The sequence below is a fragment of the Azonexus hydrophilus genome (assembly GCF_001956855.1).
In the GTDB taxonomy this organism is placed as follows: Bacteria; Pseudomonadota; Gammaproteobacteria; order Burkholderiales; family Rhodocyclaceae; genus Azonexus; species Azonexus hydrophilus_A.
In genome coordinates this window covers 118,264-143,003 of the sequence record NZ_MTHD01000005.1, presented here as the reverse complement: position 1 = coordinate 143,003, position 24,740 = coordinate 118,264, and the positions used below count along the sequence as shown (strand labels likewise).

General features: G+C 64.7%; 15 protein-coding genes. 9 read left to right on the top strand and 6 right to left on the bottom strand.

Annotation, left to right across the window (positions count from 1 at the left end; translation table 11 throughout):
• Nucleotides 1–3 precede the first annotated feature (3 nt).
• The 4 genes from BJN45_RS14150 (at nucleotide 4) to BJN45_RS14135 (ending at nucleotide 7,380) form a co-directional block, all read left to right on the top strand.
• The gene (locus tag BJN45_RS14150; RefSeq protein WP_076096344.1) at nucleotides 4–915 is read left to right on the top strand and encodes a bestrophin family protein; all 912 of its coding nucleotides are present in this window, start codon (nucleotides 4–6) and stop codon (nucleotides 913–915) included.
• A gap of 128 nt (nucleotides 916–1,043) precedes the next feature.
• Nucleotides 1,044–3,365 carry an acetate/propionate family kinase gene (locus BJN45_RS14145; protein ID WP_076096342.1) on the top strand — a complete coding sequence of 774 codons (2,322 nt, stop codon included), beginning with the start codon at nucleotides 1,044–1,046 and terminating at the stop codon, nucleotides 3,363–3,365.
• A 98-nt stretch (nucleotides 3,366–3,463) separates the two neighbouring features.
• Entirely contained in the window at nucleotides 3,464–4,336 is an 873-nt protein-coding gene (locus BJN45_RS14140) for a PhnD/SsuA/transferrin family substrate-binding protein (protein ID WP_083651317.1), read from the top strand.
• A 2-nt stretch (nucleotides 4,337–4,338) separates the two neighbouring features.
• Complete coding sequence (locus BJN45_RS14135) at nucleotides 4,339–7,380, top strand: ATP-binding protein (protein WP_076096340.1); 3,042 nt, start codon at nucleotides 4,339–4,341, stop codon at nucleotides 7,378–7,380.
• Here BJN45_RS14135 and BJN45_RS14130 read toward each other — a convergent pair.
• Nucleotides 7,372–11,502: a CBS domain-containing protein gene (locus BJN45_RS14130; RefSeq protein ID WP_076096337.1), complete on the bottom strand. Its 4,131-nt coding sequence runs from the start codon at nucleotides 11,500–11,502 to the stop codon at nucleotides 7,372–7,374. The two genes, BJN45_RS14135 and BJN45_RS14130, sit on opposite strands and share 9 nt — an antisense overlap.
• A gap of 316 nt (nucleotides 11,503–11,818) precedes the next feature.
• Between BJN45_RS14130 and BJN45_RS14125 the strand changes: the two genes are divergently transcribed.
• Genes BJN45_RS14125 through BJN45_RS14115 form a run of 3 tightly spaced genes read left to right on the top strand, consistent with a single transcriptional unit; the run spans nucleotide 11,819 to nucleotide 14,315 of the window.
• Entirely contained in the window at nucleotides 11,819–12,304 is a 486-nt protein-coding gene (locus tag BJN45_RS14125) for a hypothetical protein (RefSeq protein ID WP_076096334.1), read from the top strand.
• 43 nt (nucleotides 12,305–12,347) lie between these two features.
• Nucleotides 12,348–14,072, top strand: coding sequence for a 30S ribosomal protein S12 methylthiotransferase accessory factor YcaO (gene ycaO / locus BJN45_RS14120; protein WP_076096332.1), 1,725 nt, complete (start codon nucleotides 12,348–12,350; stop codon nucleotides 14,070–14,072).
• A 12-nt stretch (nucleotides 14,073–14,084) separates the two neighbouring features.
• Nucleotides 14,085–14,315: a VF530 family DNA-binding protein gene (locus BJN45_RS14115; RefSeq protein ID WP_076096330.1), complete on the top strand. Its 231-nt coding sequence runs from the start codon at nucleotides 14,085–14,087 to the stop codon at nucleotides 14,313–14,315.
• On the opposite strand, the gene BJN45_RS14110 is transcribed toward BJN45_RS14115, so the two are convergent.
• Entirely contained in the window at nucleotides 14,312–15,565 is a 1,254-nt protein-coding gene (locus BJN45_RS14110) for an MFS transporter (protein WP_276205217.1), read from the bottom strand. The genes BJN45_RS14115 and BJN45_RS14110 overlap by 4 nt on opposite strands.
• A 46-nt stretch (nucleotides 15,566–15,611) precedes the next feature.
• Here BJN45_RS14110 and trmA point away from each other — a divergent pair, with 46 nt between their 5' ends.
• Nucleotides 15,612–16,700: a tRNA (uridine(54)-C5)-methyltransferase TrmA gene (gene trmA, locus BJN45_RS14105; RefSeq protein ID WP_076096326.1), complete on the top strand. Its 1,089-nt coding sequence runs from the start codon at nucleotides 15,612–15,614 to the stop codon at nucleotides 16,698–16,700.
• Here trmA and trkA read toward each other — a convergent pair.
• From trkA to BJN45_RS14085, 4 genes are read right to left on the bottom strand one after another with little or no spacing between them, the layout of a single operon-like run.
• The gene (trkA, locus tag BJN45_RS14100) at nucleotides 16,697–18,079 is read right to left on the bottom strand and encodes a Trk system potassium transporter TrkA (RefSeq protein ID WP_076096324.1); all 1,383 of its coding nucleotides are present in this window, start codon (nucleotides 18,077–18,079) and stop codon (nucleotides 16,697–16,699) included. The genes trmA and trkA overlap by 4 nt on opposite strands.
• A gap of 16 nt (nucleotides 18,080–18,095) precedes the next feature.
• Nucleotides 18,096–19,550 carry a TrkH family potassium uptake protein gene (locus tag BJN45_RS14095; protein WP_076096322.1) on the bottom strand — a complete coding sequence of 485 codons (1,455 nt, stop codon included), beginning with the start codon at nucleotides 19,548–19,550 and terminating at the stop codon, nucleotides 18,096–18,098.
• The gene (locus BJN45_RS14090) at nucleotides 19,547–20,245 is read right to left on the bottom strand and encodes a response regulator (protein WP_076096320.1); all 699 of its coding nucleotides are present in this window, start codon (nucleotides 20,243–20,245) and stop codon (nucleotides 19,547–19,549) included. The genes BJN45_RS14095 and BJN45_RS14090 overlap by 4 nt, the downstream gene beginning before the upstream one ends.
• On the bottom strand, nucleotides 20,242–21,738 hold the full coding sequence (locus BJN45_RS14085; RefSeq protein ID WP_076096318.1) for a DUF4118 domain-containing protein: 1,497 nt from the start codon (nucleotides 21,736–21,738) through the stop codon (nucleotides 20,242–20,244). Before BJN45_RS14085 ends, BJN45_RS14090 begins: the two co-directional genes overlap by 4 nt.
• Nucleotides 21,739–21,860: 122 nt before the next feature.
• Between BJN45_RS14085 and BJN45_RS14080 the strand changes: the two genes are divergently transcribed.
• Entirely contained in the window at nucleotides 21,861–24,740 is a 2,880-nt protein-coding gene (locus BJN45_RS14080) for a monovalent cation/H+ antiporter subunit A (RefSeq protein WP_076096317.1), read from the top strand.

Genomic DNA, 24,740 nt, shown 5'->3' with positions numbered 1-24,740 from the left:
GCGATGATCGTCCGTCCGCGGCCGCACTGGCTGTACCTGCTTTTCGTCCGGCGCGGTTCGCTGGTGCATCTGATCCTGCAGCAGCAGCTGTTCGTCTTCGCCGTCGCCTGCGCTGTGGTCGCGGCACACGGCCAGTTGTTTCACTGGAAGGTGCCGCTCAACGCCAGTCCGTTCTCGCTGATCGGCATCGCCCTGGCGATTTTCTTCGGCTTTCGCATCAACGCCAGCTACGACCGTTACTGGGAAGCGCGCAAGCTGTGGGGCAGCATCCTTGTCGACAGCCGCAACCTGGCCCGCAAGGCCTCGACCTGCGTGGCGCCGGGCAGCAATGTCCGGCCTTTCATTCTCGGCATCGCCGCCTTCGCCGCCGCACTGCGCAACCAGTTGCGCGGCGACCCAGCCCAGCGGGGGCTGGAGGGTCTGCTGCCGGACGAGGTGACGGCCAGGCTCGCGCCGGCGCGCAACCCGGCCAACCTGATCCTGCTCTGGCTGGCGCAGGGGCTCCGGGAAAAGCGCGCAGTCGGGCGGCTCGACCCCATCCTCGCCCACAGCATGGAACAGAACCTGGACGAACTGTCGCTGGCGATGGGCGGTTGCGAGCGCATCCTCAATACACCGCTGCCCTTCACCTACTCGGTGATCCTGCACCGCTCGTCCTACCTCTACTGCGTGCTGCTGCCGTTCGGCCTGGTCGACGCAATCGGGCTGATGACGCCGCTGATCGTCTGCTTCGTTTCCTACACTTTCTTCGCGCTGGAAGCCCTCAGCGACGAGATCGAGGACCCGTTCGGCCGCGCCCCCAACGACCTGGCGCTCGATGCCATCGTCGCCGGCATCGAGGCCAGCCTGCGCGAGATGCTGGGCGAGACCCCGGCGCCACCACCGCGCCCCGATGAAAACTACGTGCTGAGCTGACCCGGGACACGACGATATCGGGCGTCATTGCGGATTTCACTTAGTCCACTGCCAACAGTCTTTGCTGCACCGCAACAAAATGGTAGTCTTGCGAGCATAAAATACTGCCTGACAGCACGGAGCACAGCATGAGCGAAATCGATCTGAAACGTTTCTTCCTCGAACAGGTCCCCCTGTTTGCCAGTTTCCCGGCCGACAAGGTCGAGGAAATCGTCATCAAGTCACGCCTGGCCACCTTTGAAGGTAACGAGGCCATGCTCGAAACCGGCGACGAAGGCCATGGTATCGGCGTCATGATCAGCGGCCACGCCGAAATCTCGACCTCGGACAACACCGGCACCCGCACGGTGATCGCCCAACTGGGCACCGGCGACGTCTTCGGCATCATGTCGGTGCTGACCGGCGACCGCATCGTCGCCGACGTCATCGCCGGCAACCGCTGCTTCGTGCTGATGATCCCGCAGGACGTGTTCACCAGCCACGTGCTCGGCAATCCCAAGGCCATCGTTTACCTGTCGCGCCTGCTGGCCGACCGCACCCGCGCGATGAGCGCCGACAATCATGCGGTCAACGGCGCCGGCATGGCAAAATCCGACGACCCCTACGCACTGTCGCTGACCACCAACCGGCCGGGCAAGGTCGTCGCGCTCAATGTCGGCATCAGCCAGATCCATTTCGGCATCTACGACACCGAGGAGAGCGGTGCCGACATCCACGGCATCATCGACAACGCCGACAAGCAGCACGCCCGCATCACGGTGATGGTCGGTCCGCAGCGTCAGACCATGGAGCACGCGCCGTTCAAGCTCTCCGACCTGTTCAAGGTGATGAGCGAAGCCACCGCGCTGCTCGGCCCGGCTTTCACCTTCCATCCGGAAGACGTCACCGCCATCGGCCACCGCGTCGTCCATGGCGGCAACAAGTTCTCCAGCTCGGTCGTCATCACCCCGTCGGTGATTGCCGACATCGAGGAACTGGCCGTCTTCGCGCCGCTGCACAATCCGGTCAACGTCGCCGGCATCCGCGTCGCGCTCAAGCATTTCCCGAACGTGCCGCAAGTCGCCGTCTTCGACACTGCCTTCCACCAGACGCTGGCGCCCTACGCCTACCTCTACGGCCTGCCCTACGACCTGTACAAGCAGCACGGCATCCGCCGCTACGGCTTCCACGGCACCTCGCACCGCTACGTCTCGCTGAAGTCGGCGGAAGTACTCAAGCGCCCGCTCGGCGAGCTGGAAATCGTCTCCTGCCACCTCGGCATCGGTGCCTCGATGTGCGCCATCGACCACGGCCGTTCGGTCGACACGACGATGGGCATGACGCCGTCCGACGGCCTGATCATGCCCAGCCGTGCCGGCAGCATCGACCCGGCGGTGATGATCCATTTGGTGGAACAGCACAAGATGACGCCGGAACAGCTGTCGACGCTGATCAACAGCGAAAGCGGCCTGAAGGGCATCTCCGGCATTTCCAGCGACATCCACGAAATCGAGGCCGCCGCCGCCGAAGGCCATCACCGCGCGCTGCTGGCGCACAAGGCCTTCTGCTATCAGGTGCGCAAGAACATCGGCGCCTACACGGCGGCAATGGGTGGCATCGACGTGCTGGCCTTCACCGGCGACATCGGCGAAACCAGCGCGACGGTGCGCAGCCTGGCCTGTCAGGGCCTCGGCTACATGGGCATCAAGCTCGACGAGGACAAGAACCGCCACCTCGGCAAGTTCGATTCACATGCCGTCATTTCCGCCGACGATTCGCCGGTGAAGATCCTCGTCGTTGCCAATGACGACGAACGCCTGGTCGCCTGGGAGGCGCTGCGCGCCATCGAGCGCAACGAATTGCTGCTGGAAGCCAAGGCCGACGCGGCACCGGCGATCCCGGTCGAGATTTCGGCGCACCACGTCCATCTGTCGCAGGCCGACGTCGAGGCGCTGTTCGGGCCCGGCCATCAGCTGACGCCAATGCACGAACTGTCGCAACCGGGCCAGTACGCCTGCGAAGAGCAGGTACATCTGGTCGGCCCGAAGGGGCGGATCGCCAAGGTCCGCGTACTTGGTCCGACGCGCAAGGAAACCCAGGTCGAGATTGCGATGACCGAGCAGTTCAAGCTCGGCGTGCAGCCGCCGATCCGCCAGTCCGGCGACCTCGCCGGCACCCCCGGGGTGACGCTCGAAGGTCCGTACGGCAGCACCACCATCGAACGCGGCGTGATCTGCGCCCAGCGTCACATCCACATGGCGCCGGAAGACGCGCTGCGCTTCCGTGTGCGCGACAACTATGTCGTCCGCGTCCGCGTCGAGGGCGAGCGCGAGCTGATCTTCGGCGACGTCGTCGTCCGCGTGAATCCGGCTTTCCGGCTGGCCATGCACATCGACACCGACGAAGGCAATGCCGGCAACATCCGTACCGGCATGCTCGGCTACATCGAGGAAATCCAGAGCCGCGCCTGAGTCGCCGCTGCCTGCAGACATCCGGGCTTGCTCCTGCAAAGGGTCAAGCCCGTTTTTTCGGGCTAGAATATGCTCTTCAAGATGTTGCGGGAATTGCAATGCACGCCCCACTGCAATGGTTCGGCCGCCCTGCCTGCCGACTGTTTCTGTCCCTGGCCTGCCTGTTCACGGCCATTTCCGGCGCACAGGCGGAAACGCTGTACTTTTCGCCACTGCCGATGGAACAGCCGGAAGAAGTCGTCAAGCAGTTCAAGCCCATGCTCAATTTTCTCGAAAAGCAGCTGGGCGCAAAAATAGAAATCCGCTACTCGACCTCCTACGCCGAAATCCTGGAACACTTCCGCACCGGTCAGATCGATCTCGCCTACCTTGGCCCCCTACCCTACATCAGCCTGCGCGATAGCCATCCACAGGCGGAACCGCTGGTCCACTTCCTGGAAAAGAACGGCGAAGCCACCTATTCCTGCGCCCTGATCAGCGCCGGCACGCCTTTGCCCAGGCCGGCCCGCAAGAAGACATTTGCCCTTACCCAGCCGCTGTCCACCTGCGGCTATCTGGCCATCGATGCGCAACTGCGCAAACAGGGCGACCGCCTCGACCAGCAGTTGTTCCGCTATCTGGACAAGCACGACGAGGTCGTCCTCGCCGTCGCCCGGGGCGATTACGAGTACGGCGGTGCCAAAACCGCGATTGCCCGGAACTATGCCCATCTGGGCGTCACCATCCTGGCCGAGACGCCGCCGCTGCCGTCTTTCGCCCTGGTTGCCAGCAGCCGGCGCCTGTCCGCCGAACGCATCGCGCAGCTGCGCAAGGTGCTGACCGGACTGGATCCGCAGACGCGGGACAAGACGCTGATGAGCGAATGGGGAATCCAGTTGCGGAACGGGGCGATTCCCGCTGCCGACCGTGACTATGACGTGGTTCGCCAGTTGCGCGGCAAGATGAAGATTCCCGAACAGGGCAATTTCTGACCATGGCCGCCAGCGAGGCCACCGCAAGCAGCCGCCTCTACCGGCGCTGGGCCCTGGCGGCCTTTCTCGTCCTGCCGGTTGTCGGCACCTGGCTGCTGCACAGCAGCCAGCAGGAAAAGCAGGCGCTGCACGAACAGCAGCATACGCAGGAACTGACGACGATTTACCAGGCCAGCCTGCAGACCTACGGCAAGGCGACCAGCATCCTGTTTTCCGAACGTATCCGGCAGCGTGAAATCCTGACGCTGATGGATGCCGCTTCACAACTGCAGGGAGACGCCCAGATTCCCTACCGGGCCCGTCTCTACCAGATGCTCTCGCCAACCTACCGCAATCTCCGCGAACTGGGCATCCGGCAACTGCACTTCCAGACCACCGACGGCAACAGTTTTCTGCGCTTCCACGAACCGCAGAAATATGGCGACAACCTGCTCAACATCCGGCCGTCGATCCGCCAGGTTCTGGAAACCGGCCAGCCCATCCAGGGTTTCGAGGCCGGCCGGGTGAAGTCCGGCTTCCGCTTCGTCTATCCCTTGCTTGATGGCGAACGTCTGCTCGGCAGCGTCGAGACCAGCATCGGTTTTCGCGCCATCCGCGACGCAATGCACCAGCTCGAACCCTCGCGGGAATTCCATTTCGTGCTGGCACGTGCCCAGACCCTGCCCATCCTGTTCGAATCCGAACGCTGGCTGTACGGCCCCTCGGGCATCCATCCGGAATTCCTCGTTGAAGACCCGCAGGTCACCCTGCCTGACAGCCCGGCGCCACCGACAGCCCAGGTCGTTGCCGTCAACCTCAAGCTGGCAGCGCTGCCGGCGGTACAGCTGGGCATGAGTGAATTTCGCGCCTTCTCGCTGACCGTCGAACTCGAAGACGCCCCCTGGGTGGCCAGTTTCCTGCCGGTCCAGGATGTGTCCGGCAATGCCAGCGCCTATATCATTTCCTACACGCCGGCCCCGTTCATCGCTGTCCTGCGTAGCGAATTCTGGACCCAGTTCAGCCTGATGCTGCTGACCCTGGGCGTCCTGCTTTTCCTGCTGCTGCGCCTGCTCAGATCCCGCGAGCGCCTGCAGCAGGAGCAGCGCAACCTGATCGCCGTCACCGAAACCATGGGCGACGGTCTCTATGTCCTTGACGAGCAGGGCAAGGTCGTCCTGGTCAATGCAGCCGCCCTGGAACTGCTTGGTTTCGAGCGCGAGGCCCTGATCGGCCGGATCGGCCACTACCTGTTCCACCGGCACGGCCTGGACGGTTGCGGTCCACTCGAAGAATGTCCGATTTTCCAGGCGGTCCACACTGGACGGCACTTCTTCGGCGAGGAACGCTTCTCGCGTGCCGATGGCAGCAGCCTGCCGGTCGAAGTCAGCAGCACGCCGCTCTACAACGGCAAGAAGATCGCCGGCTCGGTCACGGCCTTCCGCGACATCACCCGGCGCAAGGAAGACGAGCTTCGCTTGCGGCAGGCCATGGCCAGTGCCGAAGCGGCAAACGAGGCGAAGAGCGTCTTCGTCGCCAACATGAGTCATGAAGTGCGGACGCCGATGAACGGCATCCTCGGACTGACCGCGCTGACACTGGACACCGAACTGGACGCCACGCAGCGCCAGTATCTCGAACTGGTTCGCCAGTCCGCCGAATCGCTGATGATCATCCTCAACGACATCCTCGATTTCTCGAAGATGGAAGCCGGGCGCATGCGCCTGGAGACGATGCCTTTCCGGCTGCACGAACTTGCCCTCGGCACCGCACGGGTGCTGTCGGCGCGGGCCGCAGAGAAGGGGCTGGAAGTGCTGATCGACATCGATCCGGAAATTCCGGATGGCGTGATCGGCGACCCCGGCCGGCTGCGCCAGGTGTTGCTCAACCTGATCGGCAACGCCATCAAGTTCACGGAAAACGGCGAAGTCATCCTGCGCATCAGCCGCGCCGGTTCGGAAGACGGCAGGTGCCGGATGCGGGTGGCCGTCATCGACAGCGGCATCGGTATCGCACCGGACAAGCAGGCGGCGATCTTCGAAGCCTTCGGCCAGGCCGATGCCAGCGTCACCCGGCGTTTCGGCGGCACCGGCCTGGGGCTGACCATCAGCCGCGAAATCGTCCGCCTGATGGGTAGCGAACTCTGTGTCGACAGCATGCCCGGCCAGGGCAGCAACTTTCATTTCGAGCTCGATCTGCCGGTTGACCGCAACTTTTCCGCCAGCCCGCCGGCGGCGCCATCGGAGGCTGACGGCCTGTGGCTGCTGGCCATCCATAACCCGCGGCTGCGCAAGCTCCTTGCCGCCGGCTTGCGCAGACTGGGCCGCCAGGTACAGCTATGCGCAAGCAGTACGGAACTGCGCGAGAAACTCCTGCAATCGAGCGATCACGAAGAAACGAAACGTTACGACGTACTGGTTGCCGAGCAGGACTGGCTACCGGCGAGTTTCGCCGAGATGCCGCTGTATCGTGGTGGCTTGCGGACCGGTGCCGTGGTCCTCGCGCTCAGCCCGATGAACGTCTCCGCCCCGTCGGCAACGCGCAGTTTCGCCTCACGCGAACTGCCCAAGCCGCTGATGGCCGAGGATCTGGTTGCCGCCGAGAGGGAAGTCCGGGACACGGCCCGCCGGCCGGACAAGCGCCGCGCCTGGAGCAACGATGCCGAGCGCGCTGCAGACGACGACGGCGAACCGCTGCACATCCTGGTTGTCGAGGACAACCCGATCAACCAGCGCCTGACCTGTGCCTTGCTGCAGAAGCAGGGCCATCGTTCCAGCCTCGCCCAACACGGACAGGAAGCCCTGGAGATGCTGGCGACGAGTCGCTTCGACATGGTACTGATGGATGTCCAGATGCCGGTCATGGACGGCATCGAAGCCACCCGCCAGTGGCGCAGCCGGGAGACCGCCGAAGGGCGCACGCCAGTGCCGATCATCGCGATGACCGCCAATGCCATGGCCGGCGACCGCGATGCCTGCCTGGCGGCCGGCATGAACGGCTATGTTTCCAAACCGGTCAATGTGGCAATCCTGAACGCCGAAATCGACCGGCTGCGTCGGTCAGCCTGAAGGCAGGGAGTCTATCCCGGCACAAACCCGTCCCAGTTCGCTTTCGAGTTCGGTGATGTCATCGGCAATGTCATCGACCAATCGCGCCGGATCACTTCCCGTCCGTAACGCCTCGTTGATCCGGGTTGCCAGCACATGCGTCACCACCAGCGACAAGGTACCGGATGCGCCCTTCAGCGCATGCACCACCTGCTCGGCCGCCTGCCGGTCGCCGATCGCCAGCTGGCTGCGCAACTGATCGACATCACCGCGATGCCGTTCGGCAAACATGCGCAACAACTGGGCCGCCTTCTCCACCCGGCCGCGCATGACCGGCAACAACGCGCCGGCGTCGAGTCCGGGCAAGCAATTCAGGGCCGCCGCCAGACTCTCCGGCGCCGGCGGAGTCGTGCCCGCTGCGGGTGGTTCCGGTACGGCGGCAGCCATGCCGGGCTTCGGCAGCCAGCGCAGCAACGCCTCGTACAAGGCATCGGGATCGACCGGCTTGGCTACGAAATCGTTCATGCCGGCATCGAGGCAGGACTTGCGATCCTCGGCAAAAGCATTCGCCGTCATCGCCAGAATCGGCAACTGCGCCTTTCCCGGCAATCCCCGGATCCGGCGTGTCGCCTGCAAGCCGTCCATGACCGGCATCTGAACATCCATCAGCACCAGATCGAAAGGCTCGCTCGCCACCAGCGCAACCCCGGCACTGCCGTTGTCGGCCAGATGCACGTCCAGCCCCAGATCGCACAACAGGGTCCGCGCCACTTCCTGATTGACCGGGTTGTCCTCGCACAGCAGGATGCGGGCGCCGCAATGATCGCGCGTCAGGCAGGTCTCCGCCGATTCACCGGGAAGAGCCGGCAGGCGCGTGGCCTGGCTGCCCACGGCCGGTTTCAGCACGACCGAGAACCAGAAACGGCTGCCCTTGCCCGGCTCGCTGTCGCAACCTGCAATCCCGCCCATCAATTCGGCAAGCTGGCGCGTGATGACCAGCCCGAGACCACTGCCGCCGTGCAGGCGGGTGGTCGAGTTGTCGGCCTGCTCGAAGGGATTGAACAGACGTGCCAGCGTTTCCGGCTCGATGCCGATACCGGTATCGCACACCTCGAAGCGCAGGCAAACCGATGCCCCGTCATTGCCTTGCACACGGCCACGCAAGGCGATTGAACCCTGCTCGGTAAATTTGATGGCATTGCTCAGGTAATTGAGCAGCGCCTGCGACAATCGGGTGGGATCGCCATGCACCAGCAGCGGCATCTCCGGTGCATCGAGATGCAGTTGCAGTCCCTTGGCCTGCGCCCTTTCGCGGACCAGGCCAAGGGTCCGTTCAAGCAGTTCCGGCAGGTTGAAGTCGGTCTGGGCCAGTTCGAGCTTGCCGGCCTCGATGCGCGACAAGTCGAGAATGTCGTTGATCACCGACAACAGGTGATCGGCCGAGGCCTTGATCATCGCCAGATGCGCCTTCTGTTCGCTCTCGGCCGTCTGCTTCAGCAGGCGGTGGGCAAGGCCGACGATGGCATTCATCGGCGTGCGGATTTCGTGGCTCATGTTGGCAAGGAAGGCCGACTTCGCCCGGTTCGCCACTTCGGCTGCAGCCATTGCTGTTTCCAGTTCGGCCGTACGCTGACTGACCAGTTCTTCCAGATGATGGCGGTGCCGGTCGAGTTCCTCGCCGATCCGCTTGCGCTCGGTAATATCCTGCTTGACCGCCAGGTAATGGGTGACCCGCCCGTCGGACTGGCGAATGGGCGAAATCACCGCGTATTCGTAGTAGATCTCGCCCTGCTTGTTCTTGTTGGTCAGTTGCCCCAGCCAGTTTTCGCCTTTCTGCAGCGTTGACCACATCACTTCGTATTGGGTTTTCGGCGTCAACCCGCTCTGCAACAGCCTCGGATTCTGTCCAAGCAACTCTTCTGCCGGATAGCCACTGACATTGACGAAAGCCTGGTTGACGTACTCGATGCGCGCCTCCAGGTCGGTAATGACCACGGCAACCGGGCTCTGTTCCACCGCCTGCGACAGTTTGCGCAATTGCGCTTCGGTCTGCCGCTGGTCTTCCAGCATGGCGAGCATGACCGCTTCCCGTTGCGCGCTTTCGATGGCGATCGCCGCCAGCGTCGTTGCCGCTTCGACATGGTGCCGGGCGATCTGGCTGACTTCCGGACGCGGCGCCAGCCAGTAGATGCCGAAGGTGCCGAGCACCTTGCCTTCGGTCGACACGATGGGCGACGACCAGCAGGCAGCCAGCCCGTGCGCCAGTGCCAGATTCTTGTAGTTCGCCCACAAGGGATCGCTGGCGATATCGGCAACGAACACTTCCTTGCCGAGGTAGGCGGCAGTCCCGCAGGAGCCGGCGGCCGGACCGATCGGCACGCCGTCCACCAGTGCGTTGTATGCCGGCGGCAAGCTCGGGGCGACGCCGCCGTGCAGATGCTCGCCCGCCTCATCGAGCAGCAGGATGGAGCAGCGCATGGCCGGATCGCGATCCTCGATCTCGCGGCAGATGTACTCGAGCACCTCGGCCTGCGGCGCACCGGTCGATATGTGGTGCAGGATGGCATTGCCGAATTCGAGCAATTGCTGCTGCTCGCGCTGCTCGGTGACATCGATGAAGGTCACCAGGCAATCCGCTTCCAGCATCACGCCGGCAATCTCGACAATGCCGACGCGCCCGTTGCGGCAGGTGACATTGCACTCGATCGGCGCAATCGCGGTCTGGGTCACCTGGGCGTTTTTCACTGCATCGGACCACAAGGTGCCCACCGTCTCCCGGTAAACCGGGTCCGGATAGGCCTGGGTGGACCAGGTCCGGAGATCCGGCACATCGTCACGCGTATAGCCGAATAGTTCGGTGAAGCGCCGGTTGATGAACACGACCTCGCGCCGGGCATTGATGTAACCCATCGGCAGCGGGGCGTTTTCGAGCAGGCTGCGAAAGCGTGCCTCGCTGCGCTGCAGCTCCGCTTCGTGGACCTTCTGCGCATTGATGTCGATGGCGACGCCGGCCGAACTGATCGGCCAGCCGTGGGCATTGCGCTCGATGACCCGACCGCGCGAACTGAACCAGCGGATCCGTCCCTCGCCATCGCGCACCCGGTAGTCGATCGCGAATTGCCCGTCTTCCTCGTTCAACTGCTCATGAAAGGCCCGGCGCACTTTTTCCCGGTCCTCTGCCTCGATCCGCAACAGGACATCATCGAAGGACTCGAAAACATTGCCGCGATCAAACTGGAGAACGCTGTTCAGGGTGGCGCTGCGAATCATCAGGTCGCGCCGGTGGTCGTACTCCCAGGTACCGACGCCGGTGGCCTCCAGCACGACTTCAAGCTGGCTGGCCAGACGGCTGCGCCCGTTCTCCATCAGCACCACACTCAGCCGTTCGAGCAGGCGATGCTGGCTGACCACGCCGAGCATCCGGCCATCACCGCCGATGACGACCAGATGCCGCAAATGCAAGGCTTCCATTTGCCGCGCCGCTTCGGCCACCGAGATGTTTTCATCGACGGTATGCAATGGCGACGACATGATGCAGCCGGCGGTGATTTTCCGGATGTCAGCCTTCGCCGCCATCAGGCGCGGCAGGTCGCGTTCGGTGATGATGCCCTCGGCCACCCCGTCACGGCCAACCAGCATGTGGTCGAGATGGTGGTCAGCCATCAGGTTGAGCACTTCGAGCAAGGGGCGATCCGGCGCCAGCATCGGCTCGCCGCGCTCGATGATCGCGTTCAGGTTGCGGATGGCCTCGAACAGGTCATGGTTGAGCTGGCGACGGAAATCGCTCTCGCTGGCCAGGCCGCGCAAGTCGCCGTTGCCATCGACCAGCACCAGGTGGCGGATGCCGTGGCTCGACATCATCAGCTGGGCGGCGGCAAAATCGATTTCCGGGCGCGTCGTCACCAGCGGCGCACTCATCACCTTGCGCACCGGGATATCCTCGGCAAAGCCCTGGCGCAGCAGGCGCAGCAAATCCCACTCGGTCAGAATGCCGACCGGCTTGCCGGCATCAACCACCACCAGCGACGACACGTATTTTTCGGCGAGATGTGCGATCGCTGTTCCCAGCGGCGTTGCAACATCAACCGTCAGCACCTCGGTGCTGGCAATGTCGCAAAGCCGTAGCGCAGAAACGGAACTCATGGCGGCTGGTACATCCTTGTTGCATCGGCTGGCGCCGGAATATCGATGGTCGACCGGGAGAACGGTCCGGTAGTGGATTCTATCCCTATCCGAAGCGCTTTTCCCGGGCGAAAGCGGGAGGATTTTTCGGCATTTTTGCGGTCGACCGCAGAAAATCATGATAATTGATGCATTCTTCCCTGCAATCGAGGCGCGCAAGCCTTACACTGCTCGATTCGCCAGACCAGCCCCCGGCGGCAGCATCACGAAGCTCCACTCTCGCTGCCCATCACGCCCGCGGCCCCGGCACATCCCAGAATTCCAGAACAGGTCAGCCATGCATCCCATCCACGACGTCGACGTCCTTCTCCTCCTCGCCACCGCCATGGCCGCCAAGCGCCGCCCGGCCGAAGCCATCGAAATCATGGCTGCCATCGACCTGGTCCAGGGCAACATCCCGTCCGAAGACAAGCTCAGCGAAGCCTTCGTCCGCCTCGGCAACGCCGGCCTGCTGGTCGCCGACGGCGAGCGCGTCGGCCTGACGCCGGTGGCCGAAGGCCTGATCCGCATCCTGCCGCGCAAGGCCGAATACGAGCAGCGCCTGTTCGAACTGCGCGGCCTGCTCGGCGCCCACCAGCCGAAAGAAGAAGCTCCGGCCGTCGTCATCGCCGCGCCAACGCTGCGCGCCGCCATGCTCGCCCATCGCGCTTCGGCCGCCGGCACCGGCAAGAACCTGCTGATGCCCAAGCCAAAACCGGAACTCCCGCAGGCCCGTCCCGGCCAGCGCCAGCGCAAGCCGCTGCCAAAATCACGCAAGCACTGAACCCGCCGATCGCCACCGCTCACCCCCAACGTAAAGAGACCGAATGCAAACTGAACACTTCATACCGGGCAAGGACGCCTCGCTCGAACACTCCATCGCCACCATGCAGGGCAAGCTCGCTGCGTTGGGCTTCGACGTCGAGGAGTGCTCCTGGCTGAACCCGGTAGACAGCGTGTGGTCGGTGCATGTCCGCAACCGTGCCTGCCCGCTGATGTTCACCAATGGCAAGGGCGCCAGCGAACTGGCGGCACGGGCCAGCGCCCTCGGCGAATTCTTCGAGCGTCTATCGTGCAATTATTTCTGGAATCACTACTACCTCGGCGAGACCATCGCCAATCGTGACTTCACCCACTATCCGCGCGAACGCTGGTTTCCTGCGGTCGACGACGCCTGGCCGGCAGAATTGCTGACGCCCGAACTGCAGGCCTTCTACAACCCGGAAGGCAGCATCCCGGCCGGTGCGCTGGTGGACATGAACAGCGGCAACTACGAGCGTGGCATCTGCGCCATTCCCTACGTCCGCCAGAGCGATGGCCTGTCCGTTTACTTCCCGGTCAACATCATCAGCAACCTTTACGTCAGCAACGGCATGTCGGCCGGCAACACCCCGGCCGAAGCACGCGCCCAGGCGCTGGCCGAAATCCTCGAACGCCACGTCAAGTTCAAGGTCATTTCCGAAGGTCTGTGCCTGCCGGACGTACCGGAAGAAGTCATCGCCCGCTACCCGGGCATCGCCGCCGGCATTGCCGGGCTGCGCGCTGCCGGTTTCGGCATCCTGGTCAAGGATGCCTCGCTCGGCGGCCGTTACCCGGTGCTCTGCGTGACCATGCTCAACCCGCGCGACCAGGGCGTCTTTGCCAGCTTCGGCGCGCACCCGCGCTTCGAGATCGCGCTCGAACGCGCCCTCACCGAACTGCTGCAGGGTCGCGCCCTTGAGGCACTCGACGGCTTCCCGCCGCCGGGATTCGATCTCGAGGAAGTCGCCAGCGCGCCGAACATCGAAATCCACTTCGTGGATTCGAGCGGCATCGTGCACTGGAATTTCCTCAGCGAAACCGCCAACTTCGACTTTGCCGACTGGAACTTCAGCAGCAGCACCGCCGACGACTACGCCTGGCTGTGCGAGCGCATCCACGCCGACGGCCACAACATCTACGTCGCCGAATTCGACCACCTCGGCGTTTACGCCTGCCGCATCCTGGTCCCCGGCATGTCCGAGATCTACCCGGTCGACGACCTGGAATGGGAAAACAACAGCAACGGCGCCGTCATCCGCCCGGCCATCCTGCACCTGGCCGACCTCGACGACGACGAAGCCGGCGAACTGCTCGACGTCATCAACGACATGAACCTGGTCGACGAAAAGCCGGTCGCCGCACTGATCGGTCTGGCACCGGATGCCGGTTCGCTGTGGGCCGACCTGCGCATCGGCGAATTGAAGACGCTGCTCGGCCTGGCCGCCGGCGACATGGACGCGGTGCGCGAAGGCTGCGAGTGGATCCGCCAGTTCGACCAGCTCGACGCCCAGCGCCGCCGCACCTACCAGTGCATCGCCACGCTGCTCGAAATGGAAGACCCGAACGTCTACGAAGACGCGCTGGTCGCGCTTTACGGTGAGGAAACGCTGGATCTGGCGACCGACCTGATCGACGGCGAAGTCCGCTTCTTCGACCTCGCCTCGCCCGGCCTGGAACTCGCCGGCTGCGCACTGCACCAGAGCCTTCTGGCAGAATACGCCAAGGCCCATCCTGTTGCGGTCAACACCTGATTTGAAGGAAAAATGACGTCAGCCCAACCGAACAACCCACTGCACGGCATCACGCTGGAGGCCATCCTCCAGCAACTGGTCGAGCATTACGGCTGGGCTGAGCTCGGCCGGCAGATCGACATCCGCTGCTTCAACGTCGATCCGAGCATCGCTTCCAGCCTGAAATTCCTGCGCCGCACGCCCTGGGCGCGGGAACGGGTGGAGTCGCTGTACGTTTACATGCTGCGCCGCCGCGCCGACTAAGAGGCAGGCCGCCGCCACAAGGGCCACAACCCGAGCAGGCCGAGCAACGGACCGGGCAGCAGGAACCACGCGACGAGGCTGCCCCAGTCGCCGATCCAGCGCGTACCCAGCTGGATCGACACCAGCGTGATGGCGAACCCGATTGCATTCTGGAATGCCAGCGCACTGCCGACAATTTCCGGCGGACAGGCACGCGCCGACAGCGCCGAGAAATGCGGCGAGTCGGCGACGACGCTGAATCCCCAGCACAGCAGCAAGGCCAGCGTCAGCCAGGCCGGCCAGCCGGCGCTCAGCGGAAACAGCAGGCAGCACAAGGCCGAACCGGCCAATGCGCTGGCCGCGACGCGCGCGCTGCCGATGCGCCGGCTCCAGTAGCCGCCGAGCACGCAGCCGAGCGAACCGATGCCGACAACGACAAACGACCAGCCGGCCAGTTGCAAACTGCCCGCCGGTGCCACACCGCTGCCGGCGAGCAGCACCGGAACCAGCGTCCAGAACGCGTACAACTCCCACTGATGGCCAAAATAACCGAGCGCCGAAGCCCGGAACGCCGGGATCGAAAAGGCATGCAGCACCCGCCCCAAACGCAGTGGCGGCGCACCGTGCCGGCGCTGCAGGTGCGGCCCGTCGCCAAGGCGCAGGATCATCGCCGCAGCGACCACCGCCAGCGCTGACGAACACAGCATCGTCATCGGCCAGGACAGGCCGCCACCCAGGAAACGGATGCCATGCGGCAGCGCCGTCCCCAGCGTCAGCATGCCGACCAGCCAGGCCAGCGCTGCACCAGCCCGTTCCGGCACCCAGGTCACCACCAGCTTCATGCCCAGCGGGTAGACGCCGGCCAGGCAGAGCCCGACCAGGAAACGCAGCGGCACGGCAGCCTGCAGGTCGGTCGCCCACAGTGCGAACGCCGCGTTGGCGCCGGCGCCAAGCAGCGCGCAGACGGCAAATATCCGGCTGGCGGCAAAACGGTCGGCCAGACCGGTCAGCGCGAAACCCAGGGTGCCGATGATGAAGCCCAGTTGCACGGCATTGGTCAGCGTACCGATATCGGCAGCGCCGATGCCCCAGGCGAGCACCAGCGCGTCGGCGGCGCTGTTGGCGGAGAACCACAGCGAAGTACCGAAGAGCTGGGCGAGAACGATGACGAAGACAGGATTCATGGCAGACCAGGCGTTTTTTGCGCAAGCATAGCTGAAGCAGCCGGAAACCGTGGCCAGGCGGCATCTGCTTCTGCATTGTGCCGGCACGCGTTATAGTCCGCCCCTTCCGTATTTCTGCCGCCCCGCCAGCACCATGCCCCTGCCCGTTCTCGACCCCGCCCTCTACCCCGCGCAACTGGCGGAAAAAATCGCCCGTTTCAAGGACGATTTCGCCGCCTTCGATGTACCCGAACCGGCGGTGTTCGAATCGGCGCCGCTGCACTACCGGCTGCGTGTCGAATTCCGTGTCTGGCACCATGGCGATGCGTGGGATTACGCCATGTTCAACCCGGAGAATCCGCGCGAACCGGTGCTGATGCAGGAATTCGCGGCCGCCGACGCGGCCATCTGCACGCTGATGCCGCGCCTGCGCGCCGCCATCCTGCAACGCCCGGCGCTGAACAACCGGCTGTTTTCCGTCGACTTCCTGGCCACGCTCAGCGGCGAAATGCTGGTCACGCTGATCTACCACCGCAAGCTCGACGCAAGCTGGGAAGCGGCAGCCCGCGAACTGGCCGAGACATTGCAGATCGGCGTCATCGGCCGCAGCAAGGGACAGAAACTCGTCATCGACCGCGACTGGGTACTCGAATCCTTTGCGCTGAACGACCGTCAGCTGCATTACCAGCAGTTCGAAGGCAGCTTCAGCCAGCCCAATGGCAACGTGAACCGGCAGATGCTTGGCTGGGCCTGCGCCCAGGCTGCGCCGCTCGGTGGCGACCTGCTTGAACTCTATTGCGGCAACGGCAATTTCACCATCGCACTGGCACCGCTGTTCGGCAAGGTGCTGGCCACCGAGGTGAGCAAGTCATCGGTCAAGGCCGCGCTGTACAACCTGGAAGCCAACGCGGTCGGCAACACCGCCATCGTGCGCATGTCGAGCGAGGAAATCAGCGCCGCGCTCAGCGGTCGCGAGACTTTCCAGCGCATGCAGGGCATCGACCTCGCCGCCCACGCTTTCTCGACCATCTTCCTCGATCCGCCGCGCAGCGGGCTGGACCCGGCGACGCTGGAACTGGCCGCCGGTTTTGACAACATCCTGTACATCTCGTGCAATCCGCAGACGCTGCGCGACAATGTCGCCGCGCTGCAGGCCACGCATCGCATCGCCGCGTCGGCAGTGTTCGACCAGTTTCCCTACACCCACCACCTGGAATGTGGCCTGCTGTTGCAGCGCCGCTAGGCGAACGAAAACAGCGAGTTGACCGGCCGGAACAGCTTCTCCACCGCCGCGATATGGCGCTTGCGCGTACAGAAGACGACAACGTGATCGCCAGCCTCGATCATCGTGTCGTGATGGGGAATGATCACCAGACCGGCCCGTACGACGGCGGCGATGCTGGCACCACGGATTTCCGGCAGTTCATCGATCCGCCGTCCGACCACGCGCGAACTGCGGCGGTCGCCGCGCACCACCAGCTCCAGCGCCTCGGCGGCACCGCGACGCAGGCTGTGCACGCGTGCCACGTCGGCCTGGCGGACGTGCGTCAGCAGGCTGCCGATCGACACCTGGGCGGGTGACAGACCAATATCGATCGGTCCGCCCTGGACCATGTCGGCATAGGCTTCGCGATTGATCAGCGCGAGCACGCGCCGACAACCCAGGCGCTTGGCCAGCGACGCGGCCATGATGTTGTTTTCGTCATCGTTGGTCAGCGCCAGGAACATGTCCATGCCGGCAATGTCCTCGCGTTGCAGCAGGGTCTCATCGGTCGCCTCGCCGGCCAGCACGACGGCGTGATCGAGCCAGCCAGCCACCAGCGAGGCCCGCTGCGCCCGGCTCTCGACAACCTTGACCTCGTAGCTGTTTTCCAGACGGCGGGCGACGCGGGAACCGACATTGCCGGCACCGGCGATCATCAGCCGGCGCACCGGTTTCTGCATCCGCCGCAGTTCCTTCAGGACGGTACGGATATGGTCGCTGGCAGCGAGCAGGAATACCTCGTCACCTGCCCGGATCACCGTATCGCCATCCGGATCGATGGCCCGCGTATCGCGGAAAATCGCCGCGATACGGGCGTCGACCCCGGCCGGCAAATGCTCGCGCATGGCGCGGATCGGCTTGCCGACCAGCAGCCCACCGTCGTAGGCCCGTACGCCGACCATCGTCACCCGGCCATCGGCAAATTCGACAACCTGCAGCGCCTCGGGATATTCGATCAGCTTGGCGATGTAATCGCTGATTTCCTGCTCGGGACACAGCGCAAAATCGACGGCGAAATTGTCGGTCGACAACAGCACCGGATCGAGAAAATCCGGCGAGCGCAAACGGGCAATCCGTGTCGGCACACCGAACTGGCTGTGCGCCACCTTGCAGGCCACTAGGTTCGACTGATCGGACTGGGTCACCGCCACCAGCAGATCCGCCGACTCGATGCCGGCATCGCGCAGGACCGAAGGAAAAGCGGCGTTGCCAACGACCGTGCGTACATCGAGCCGGTCGGCCAGCTGACCGAGCGGTTCCGGATTCATGTCGATCAGCGTGATGTCGTTGGCTTCGGACACCAGCGCTTCGGCCAGACTGGCGCCGACCTGTCCGGCACCGAGGATGAGGATGTTCATATACGGCTTTCTTCGCTCAGCGTCGCCAGAATGCCGGGGTCAACACCACCAGCAGGGTAAAAATCTCCAGGCGTCCGAGCAACATGGCAAAAATGCAGACCCAGGTCTGAAAGTCCTCGAGGACGGCAAAGGTGGTAGACGGCCCGACTTCCCCGAGACCCGGACCGGTGTTGTTGACCGACGCGACGATGGCGGTAAAGGCCGTCACCACGTCAAGGCCGGTGAATACCATGAGCAGCGTCAGCGAGACAATGCTGACCATGTACATGAAACCGAAGGCCAACACAGCGAACAGGATGCCCTGCGGCGCCACCTGACCGCCCATGCGTACACTGTAAACGGCATTCGGATGCATTGCCCGGACGATTTCGCGATGGACCTGCTTGTACAGCAACAGCGCCCGCGCCATCTTGATGCCACCGCCGGTCGATCCGGCACTGGTGGCAAAACTGCACAGGAAGAGCATCCATAACGGCGCGAACATCGGCCACAGGGCAAAGTCGACACTGGCGTATCCAGTGGTCGTGGCGATCGACACGACATTGAACGCAGCATGGCGCAAGGCCAGCCCCATGTCCGGATAAACGCCCTGAACCCGGAGGAAGATGGCGATCAGCAAGACCGAGAATACGCAAACGCCGATGAACCAGCGCGCTTCCGGATCATGCAGGTAAGGCCGGGCGGAACGACGGCTGACGGCAAGGAAAAGCGTGCCGAAGTTCATCCCGGCGATGAGCATGAAGACAATGGCGACGGCCTCGATCGCCGGTGAATTGAAATAGCCGTAGCTGGCATCATGGGTCGAAAAACCACCGAGACCCATCGTCGAGAAGCCGTGGCAGACGGCATCGAACCAGCTCATGCCGGTCAGCCGGTAAGCAACGATGCACAGCACGCTGACGCCGACATAGACGCCCCACAGGCCTTTTGCGGTCGACGCGATGCGCGGGGTCAATTTCGCATCCTTCATCGGCCCCGGCGTCTCGGCCTTGAACATCTGCCGGCCGCCGATGCCGAGCAGCGGCAGGATGGCGATCGCCAGCACGATCAGGCCCATGCCGCCGACCCACACCAGCTGGTGACGCCACAGGTTGATCGACAGCGGCAGCGTGTCGAGACCCGACAGCACCGTCGCACCGGTCGTCGTCAGCCCGGACATCGCCTCGAAATAGGCATCGGTGTGGCTGATCCCCAACTGCAGCATGAACGGCAACGCGGCAAATGCCGGCAGCACCGTCCATACCAGCACGACCATCAGGAAACCGTCGCGTACATTCATTTCGCGCCGCACATTGCGATAGCGGTACCACAGGTACAGGCCGCACAGCAGGGTCAGCGCGAAGACTTCGTCGTAGGCAGCCTGGGCACCGTCGTCCACCATATAGGACAGGATCAGCGGTGGCAGCAGGGTCAGCGCAAAGAGCATGATGATCATGCCCAGCGCGCGCAGAACTGGCGCGTAGCGGTTCATGTTCCGGTCTGGAAACGGTAGCCGACACCGGTTTCGGTCAGGAAATGTCGGGGTTGCGCCGGGTCGTCCTCAAGCTTCTGGCGCAGGTGGCCGACATAGACGCGCAGGTAATGGCTGCTCTCGATATAGGACGCCCCCCAGATTTCGGCGAGCAATCGACGCTGCGTCAGCACCTGGCCGGGATGGCTGACCATCATCGCCAGCAGCCGGTATTCGATCGGTGTCAGATGCACTGCTTCGCCCTTGCGCCAGACCTGGCGCTTGGCCAGATCGACGACGATGTCGCCGAACTCGAGCAACGGCGACACCTCGCCGCCCGCTCGCTGCCGGCGCCGCATCAGGGCCCGCACGCGGGCCCGCAACTCACCGACGCCGAACGGCTTGGTCAGGTAGTCGTCGGCACCGGCGTCGAGCGCGTCGATCTTGTGCCGCTCTTCGGTCCGCGCCGACAGGATCAGCACCGGGCCATCCGACCAGCCGCGGTAGGCGCGGATGAAATCGATACCGTCCCCATCCGGCAGACCGAGATCGAGCACCACCAGATCGATGGCACCCGCGCCGGCAATCAGCAAGCCATCGGCCAGACGCCCGGCCTCCTGCACGACGCAGCCATCAGCTTCCAGGGCCAGACGGACGAAATGGCGGATCTGCGCCTCGTCCTCGACAATCAGCACCTGCGACCGGGTTTCGCTCATGCGACCTCCGCTTCAACGACCGGCGGAACGCCACGGGGCAGCGAAACCACGATGCGCCCCCCTCCCGAAGGCGGACTTTCAACCCGCATCCGGCCACCATGCGCATCGACGATCGCCCGACAGATGGCCAGGCCGAGGCCGGTTCCCGGTGTCGCCGATTCGCTGTGGCCACGTACGAACATCTCGAACAGCTGACCGCTCTCGGGCACCGGAAAACCGGCGCCCTCATCGCTCACCGCCAGGTCGACGAAGGCGCCGGCGAGCGCCGCCGAGATGCGGATTTCACCGTCTGCCGGCGAATACTTGGCGGCGTTTTCCACCAGATTGCACAGTACGCGCTCGATCAGCACCGCATCAAAACGCAGCAGCGGCAGATCGCGCGGCAGTTCAACCCGCAAGCGGTGGCGCCCGAGGGCATCGCCAACCAGCTTGAGACTGCTGCCGACAACTTCTTCCAGTGGCTGCCATTCCTGGCGCAAGGTCACCGAGCCGGCAGTGAGCCGGGCCATTTCCAGCAGATTGGCGACCAGTCCGGCCAGCCGGGTGGCCTGGTCGCGCAAGGCCCGGGCGTTTTCCAGCGCTGGCTCGGGCAGGCTGGGCCGGATCAGGAAGATCGAATCGGCCAGGCCGACCAGGACGGTCAGCGGCGTGCGCAAGTCATGCGATAGCGCCGACAGGATGGAGCTGCGCAAACGCTCGGTCGCCATCTCGACCTCGCTGTGCTGGGCGACTTCGACATAATGCAGGCGCTCAACGGCAATCGCCACCAACGAAGCCAGCGCATCGAGCAAGGCCAGATCACCCTCGAGCAGTGCGGCTTCTTCGCCAGGCTGGACGACAAGCACGCCACGCACACGCATCGGTGCCTTCAGCGGCAGGTAAACCACCTGCCCTTCTTCGCGGCTGATCTGGCGTTGCCCGCTTTCCAGCACCCACCGGGCAAGCTCGCCGGCGTACCAGGCGTTGTCGGCAGACACTTCGGTGGCAACTTCGCCAAGCAGCAGCCGACAACGACCGCCGAATTCGCTGCGGACGAACTGGCTGACGATTTCATCGACCTGCCCGTCGTTGAGCGCGCCGGCCAGCCGGCTGGCGATCTCGTAAAGGGCGTGCGTACGCTGCTCGCGCCGCTCGGCATCGGCGGCCTGTTCCTTCAGCGTTGCGGTCAGATGGCCGGTGATCAGTGCTGTCGCCAGCATCACGGCGAAGGTGACCAGGTATTGCAGGTTGCTGACCGCCAGCGAGAAATGCGGTGGCACGAAAAAGACGTCGAACAGCAGCACGCTGAGCACCGCTGCCAGCACGGCCGGGTTACGGCCGAGACTGACGGCGACGACCAGCACGGTGAGCAGGAACAGCATGACGATGTTGGCCGGATCGAGCACACCGCGCAGCGGTGAGGCGACGATGGCGGCGAAGACGCAGGCGAGCACGCTCAGCACCATTTTCTGGCGCGACGACATCCTGTCGGCAAAAGCACTGCGAGCGAACATCAACAGTCCTGAAGAAAAAGAAAAAGCACGCGCGCATTCTGGCGACTTCCGTGTAAAAAAGTCGTAAACAATTCCCGGCGCAAGCTGAATATTTCCCGATAGCGTCGGTTAAACTCGGGTGCATGGCCCTGCTCCTGATCGTTTTGCTTCCCTTCATCGGCAGTCTGTGCGCAGCATTCCTCCCGACCAACGCCCGTAACGCCGAGGCCTGGCTCGCCGGAATCGTCGCGCTGACGGTCACCCTCCTGACCGCCGCCCAGTACCCGCAACTGGTCGCCGAAGGCGTCCTGCGCCTGACGATCCCGTGGTCGGCCACGCTCGGCATCGATTTCCAGCTGCGCATGGACGGCTTCGCCTGGCTGTTTGCCATGCTCATCGCGCTGATCGGCACGCTGGTCGTCATCTACGCCCGCTACTACATGTCGCCGGCCGACCCGGTGCCGCGCTTCTTCTCGTTCTTCCTCGCCTTCATGGGCACGATGATGGGCGTCGTGCTCTCCGGCAACCTGCTGCAGATGGCGATGTTCTGGGAACTGACCAGCCTCGCCTCGTTCATGCTGATTGCTTACTGGCACCACCGCAGCGACGCCCGCACCGGCGCCCGGATGGCGCTGACGGTGACTGGTGCCGGCGGCCTGGCGATGCTCGGCGGCGTCCTGCTGATCGGCCACATCGTCGGCAGCTACGACCTCGACGCGGTGCTCGCCGCCGCCGAAACGATCAAGGCGCACGCCTGGTATCCGGCGATCGTCGGCCTGATCGCCGTCGGCGCGCTGTCGAAAAGCGCCCAGTTCCCCTTCCATTTCTGGCTGCCGCACGCGATGGCGGCGCCGACGCCGGTGTCGGCCTACCTGCACTCGGCGACCATGGTAAAAGCCGGCGTCTTCCTGCTCGCCCGGCTGTGGCCGGTGCTCGCCGGCAGCGACCTGTGGTTCTGGCTGATCGGTGGCGCCGGCCTGTGCACACTGCTGATCGGTGGCTACCTGGCGCTGTTCCAGAGCGACCTGAAAGGCGTGCTCGCCTACTCGACGATCAGCCATCTCGGCCTGATCACCCTGCTGCTCGGCATGAACAGCGAGCTGGCGCTGGTCGCCGCGGTCTTCCACATGGTCAACCACGCCACCTTCAAGGCCTCGCTGTTCATGGCCGCCGGCATCGTCGACCACGAGACCGGCACCCGCGACATCAACCGCCTCTCCGGCCTCTACCGGGCGATGCCGATCACCGCCACGCTGGCCATGGTCGCCGCCGCGGCAATGGCCGGCGTGCCGCTGCTCAACGGTTTCCTGTCGAAGGAAATGTTCTTCGCCGAAACCGTCTTCCTCGAACGCCCCGACTGGCAGCGCCTGCTGCTGCCGGTGGCGGCGACGCTGGCCGGCATGCTCAGCGTCGCCTACTCGCTGCGCTTCGTCCATCGCGTCTTCTTCGGTGCCCCGGCCGGCGACCTGCCACACCAGCCGCACGAACCGACGCGCTGGATGCTGCTGCCGAGCGCGCTGCTGGTCGCCGTCTGCCTGCTCGTCGGCATCCTGCCGGCACAGACCGTCGGCCCCTACCTGCGCACCGCCACCGACGCGCTGCTCGGCGCCAACGCGCCGCTCTACAGCCTGGCGGTCTGGCACGGCCTCAACCTGCCGCTGTACATGAGCCTGGTCGCGCTGTTCGGCGGCATCATGCTCTACCTGCCGTGCATCGGCCGGCGCAGCGAACGGATTCCGCTGCTCGAGCGGATCGACGGCAAAAATGCCTTCAACGGGCTGTTGACCGTGGTCAATGACTATTCGTCCCGGGCCGTCGGCTGGCTCACCTCGCCCCGCCTGCAGGCACAGATGCTGATGATCGTCCTGGTCGTGATCGGCGGTGCCCTGCTGCCCTTCGTCGACGGCCCGCTGCGCCTGGGCGAACGCCTGCCTGCCGAGATCGATCCGGCCTTCGCGCTGCTGTGGGCGGTCGGCGCCACCTGCGCCGTCGCCGCCGCCTGGCAGGCCAAGCTGCACCGGCTGGCGGCGCTGATCCTGGCCGGCGGCGCCGGCCTGGCGACGAGCCTGACCTTCGTCTGGTTCTCGGCCCCCGACCTGGCGCTGACCCAGCTCGCCGTCGAGGTCGTCACCGCCGTGCTGATCCTCCTCGGCCTGCGCTGGCTGCCGCGGCGCGACAAGCGCTTCAGCGCTGGCAAGCCGGAATCGGCGCGCAGCCGCCTGCGCCGCCTGCGCGACCTGATCATCGCCAGCGCCGGCGGTGCCGGCATCGCCGCGCTGACCTACGCGATCCTGACGCGACCGCCGGTGGACGGCATCGCCCCCTTCTTCGTCGAACAGTCGCTGCCGCAGGGCGGCGGCCTCAACGTGGTCAACGTCATTCTGGTCGATTTCCGCGGCTTCGACACCTTTGGCGAGATCACCGTGGTCGCCATCGTCGCGCTCACCGTCTTTGCGCTGCTGCGCCGCTTCCGGCCGGCCCCGGAGAGCGTCGCCCTGCCCGCCCAGCAGCTCGAGCAGGATCATCCCGAATCCCGCCCCGACCCCGAGGCAGCGCTGCCGGCCGGCTACCTGATGTTGCCGGCGGTACTCGTCCGCCTGCTCCTGCCGATGGCCATGCTGGTCTCGCTGTTCTTCCTGCTGCGCGGCCACAACGCGCCCGGCGGCGGCTTCGTCGGCGGCCTCGTCTTCGCCACCGCGATCATCCTCCAGTACATCGTCGGCGGCACGCTGTGGGTCGAATCGCGGCTGCGCATCCACCCGCTCTACTGGATCGCCGTCGGCCTGCTCTGCGCCGCCGCCGCCGGCATCGTCGCCGGCCTGGCCGGCGAACCCTTCCTCGCCAGCCAGGCCTGGCACGCCAACCTGCCGCTGCTCGGCGAGATCCACCTGTCGACGGTGCTGCTCTTCGACCTCGGCGTCTACCTGCTGGTGGTCGGCGCCACCGTGCTGATGCTGGTCGCCATCGCCCACCAGTCGCTGCGCAGCCAGGCGCGCAAGGCACAAACCGAAGGAGGCCACTGA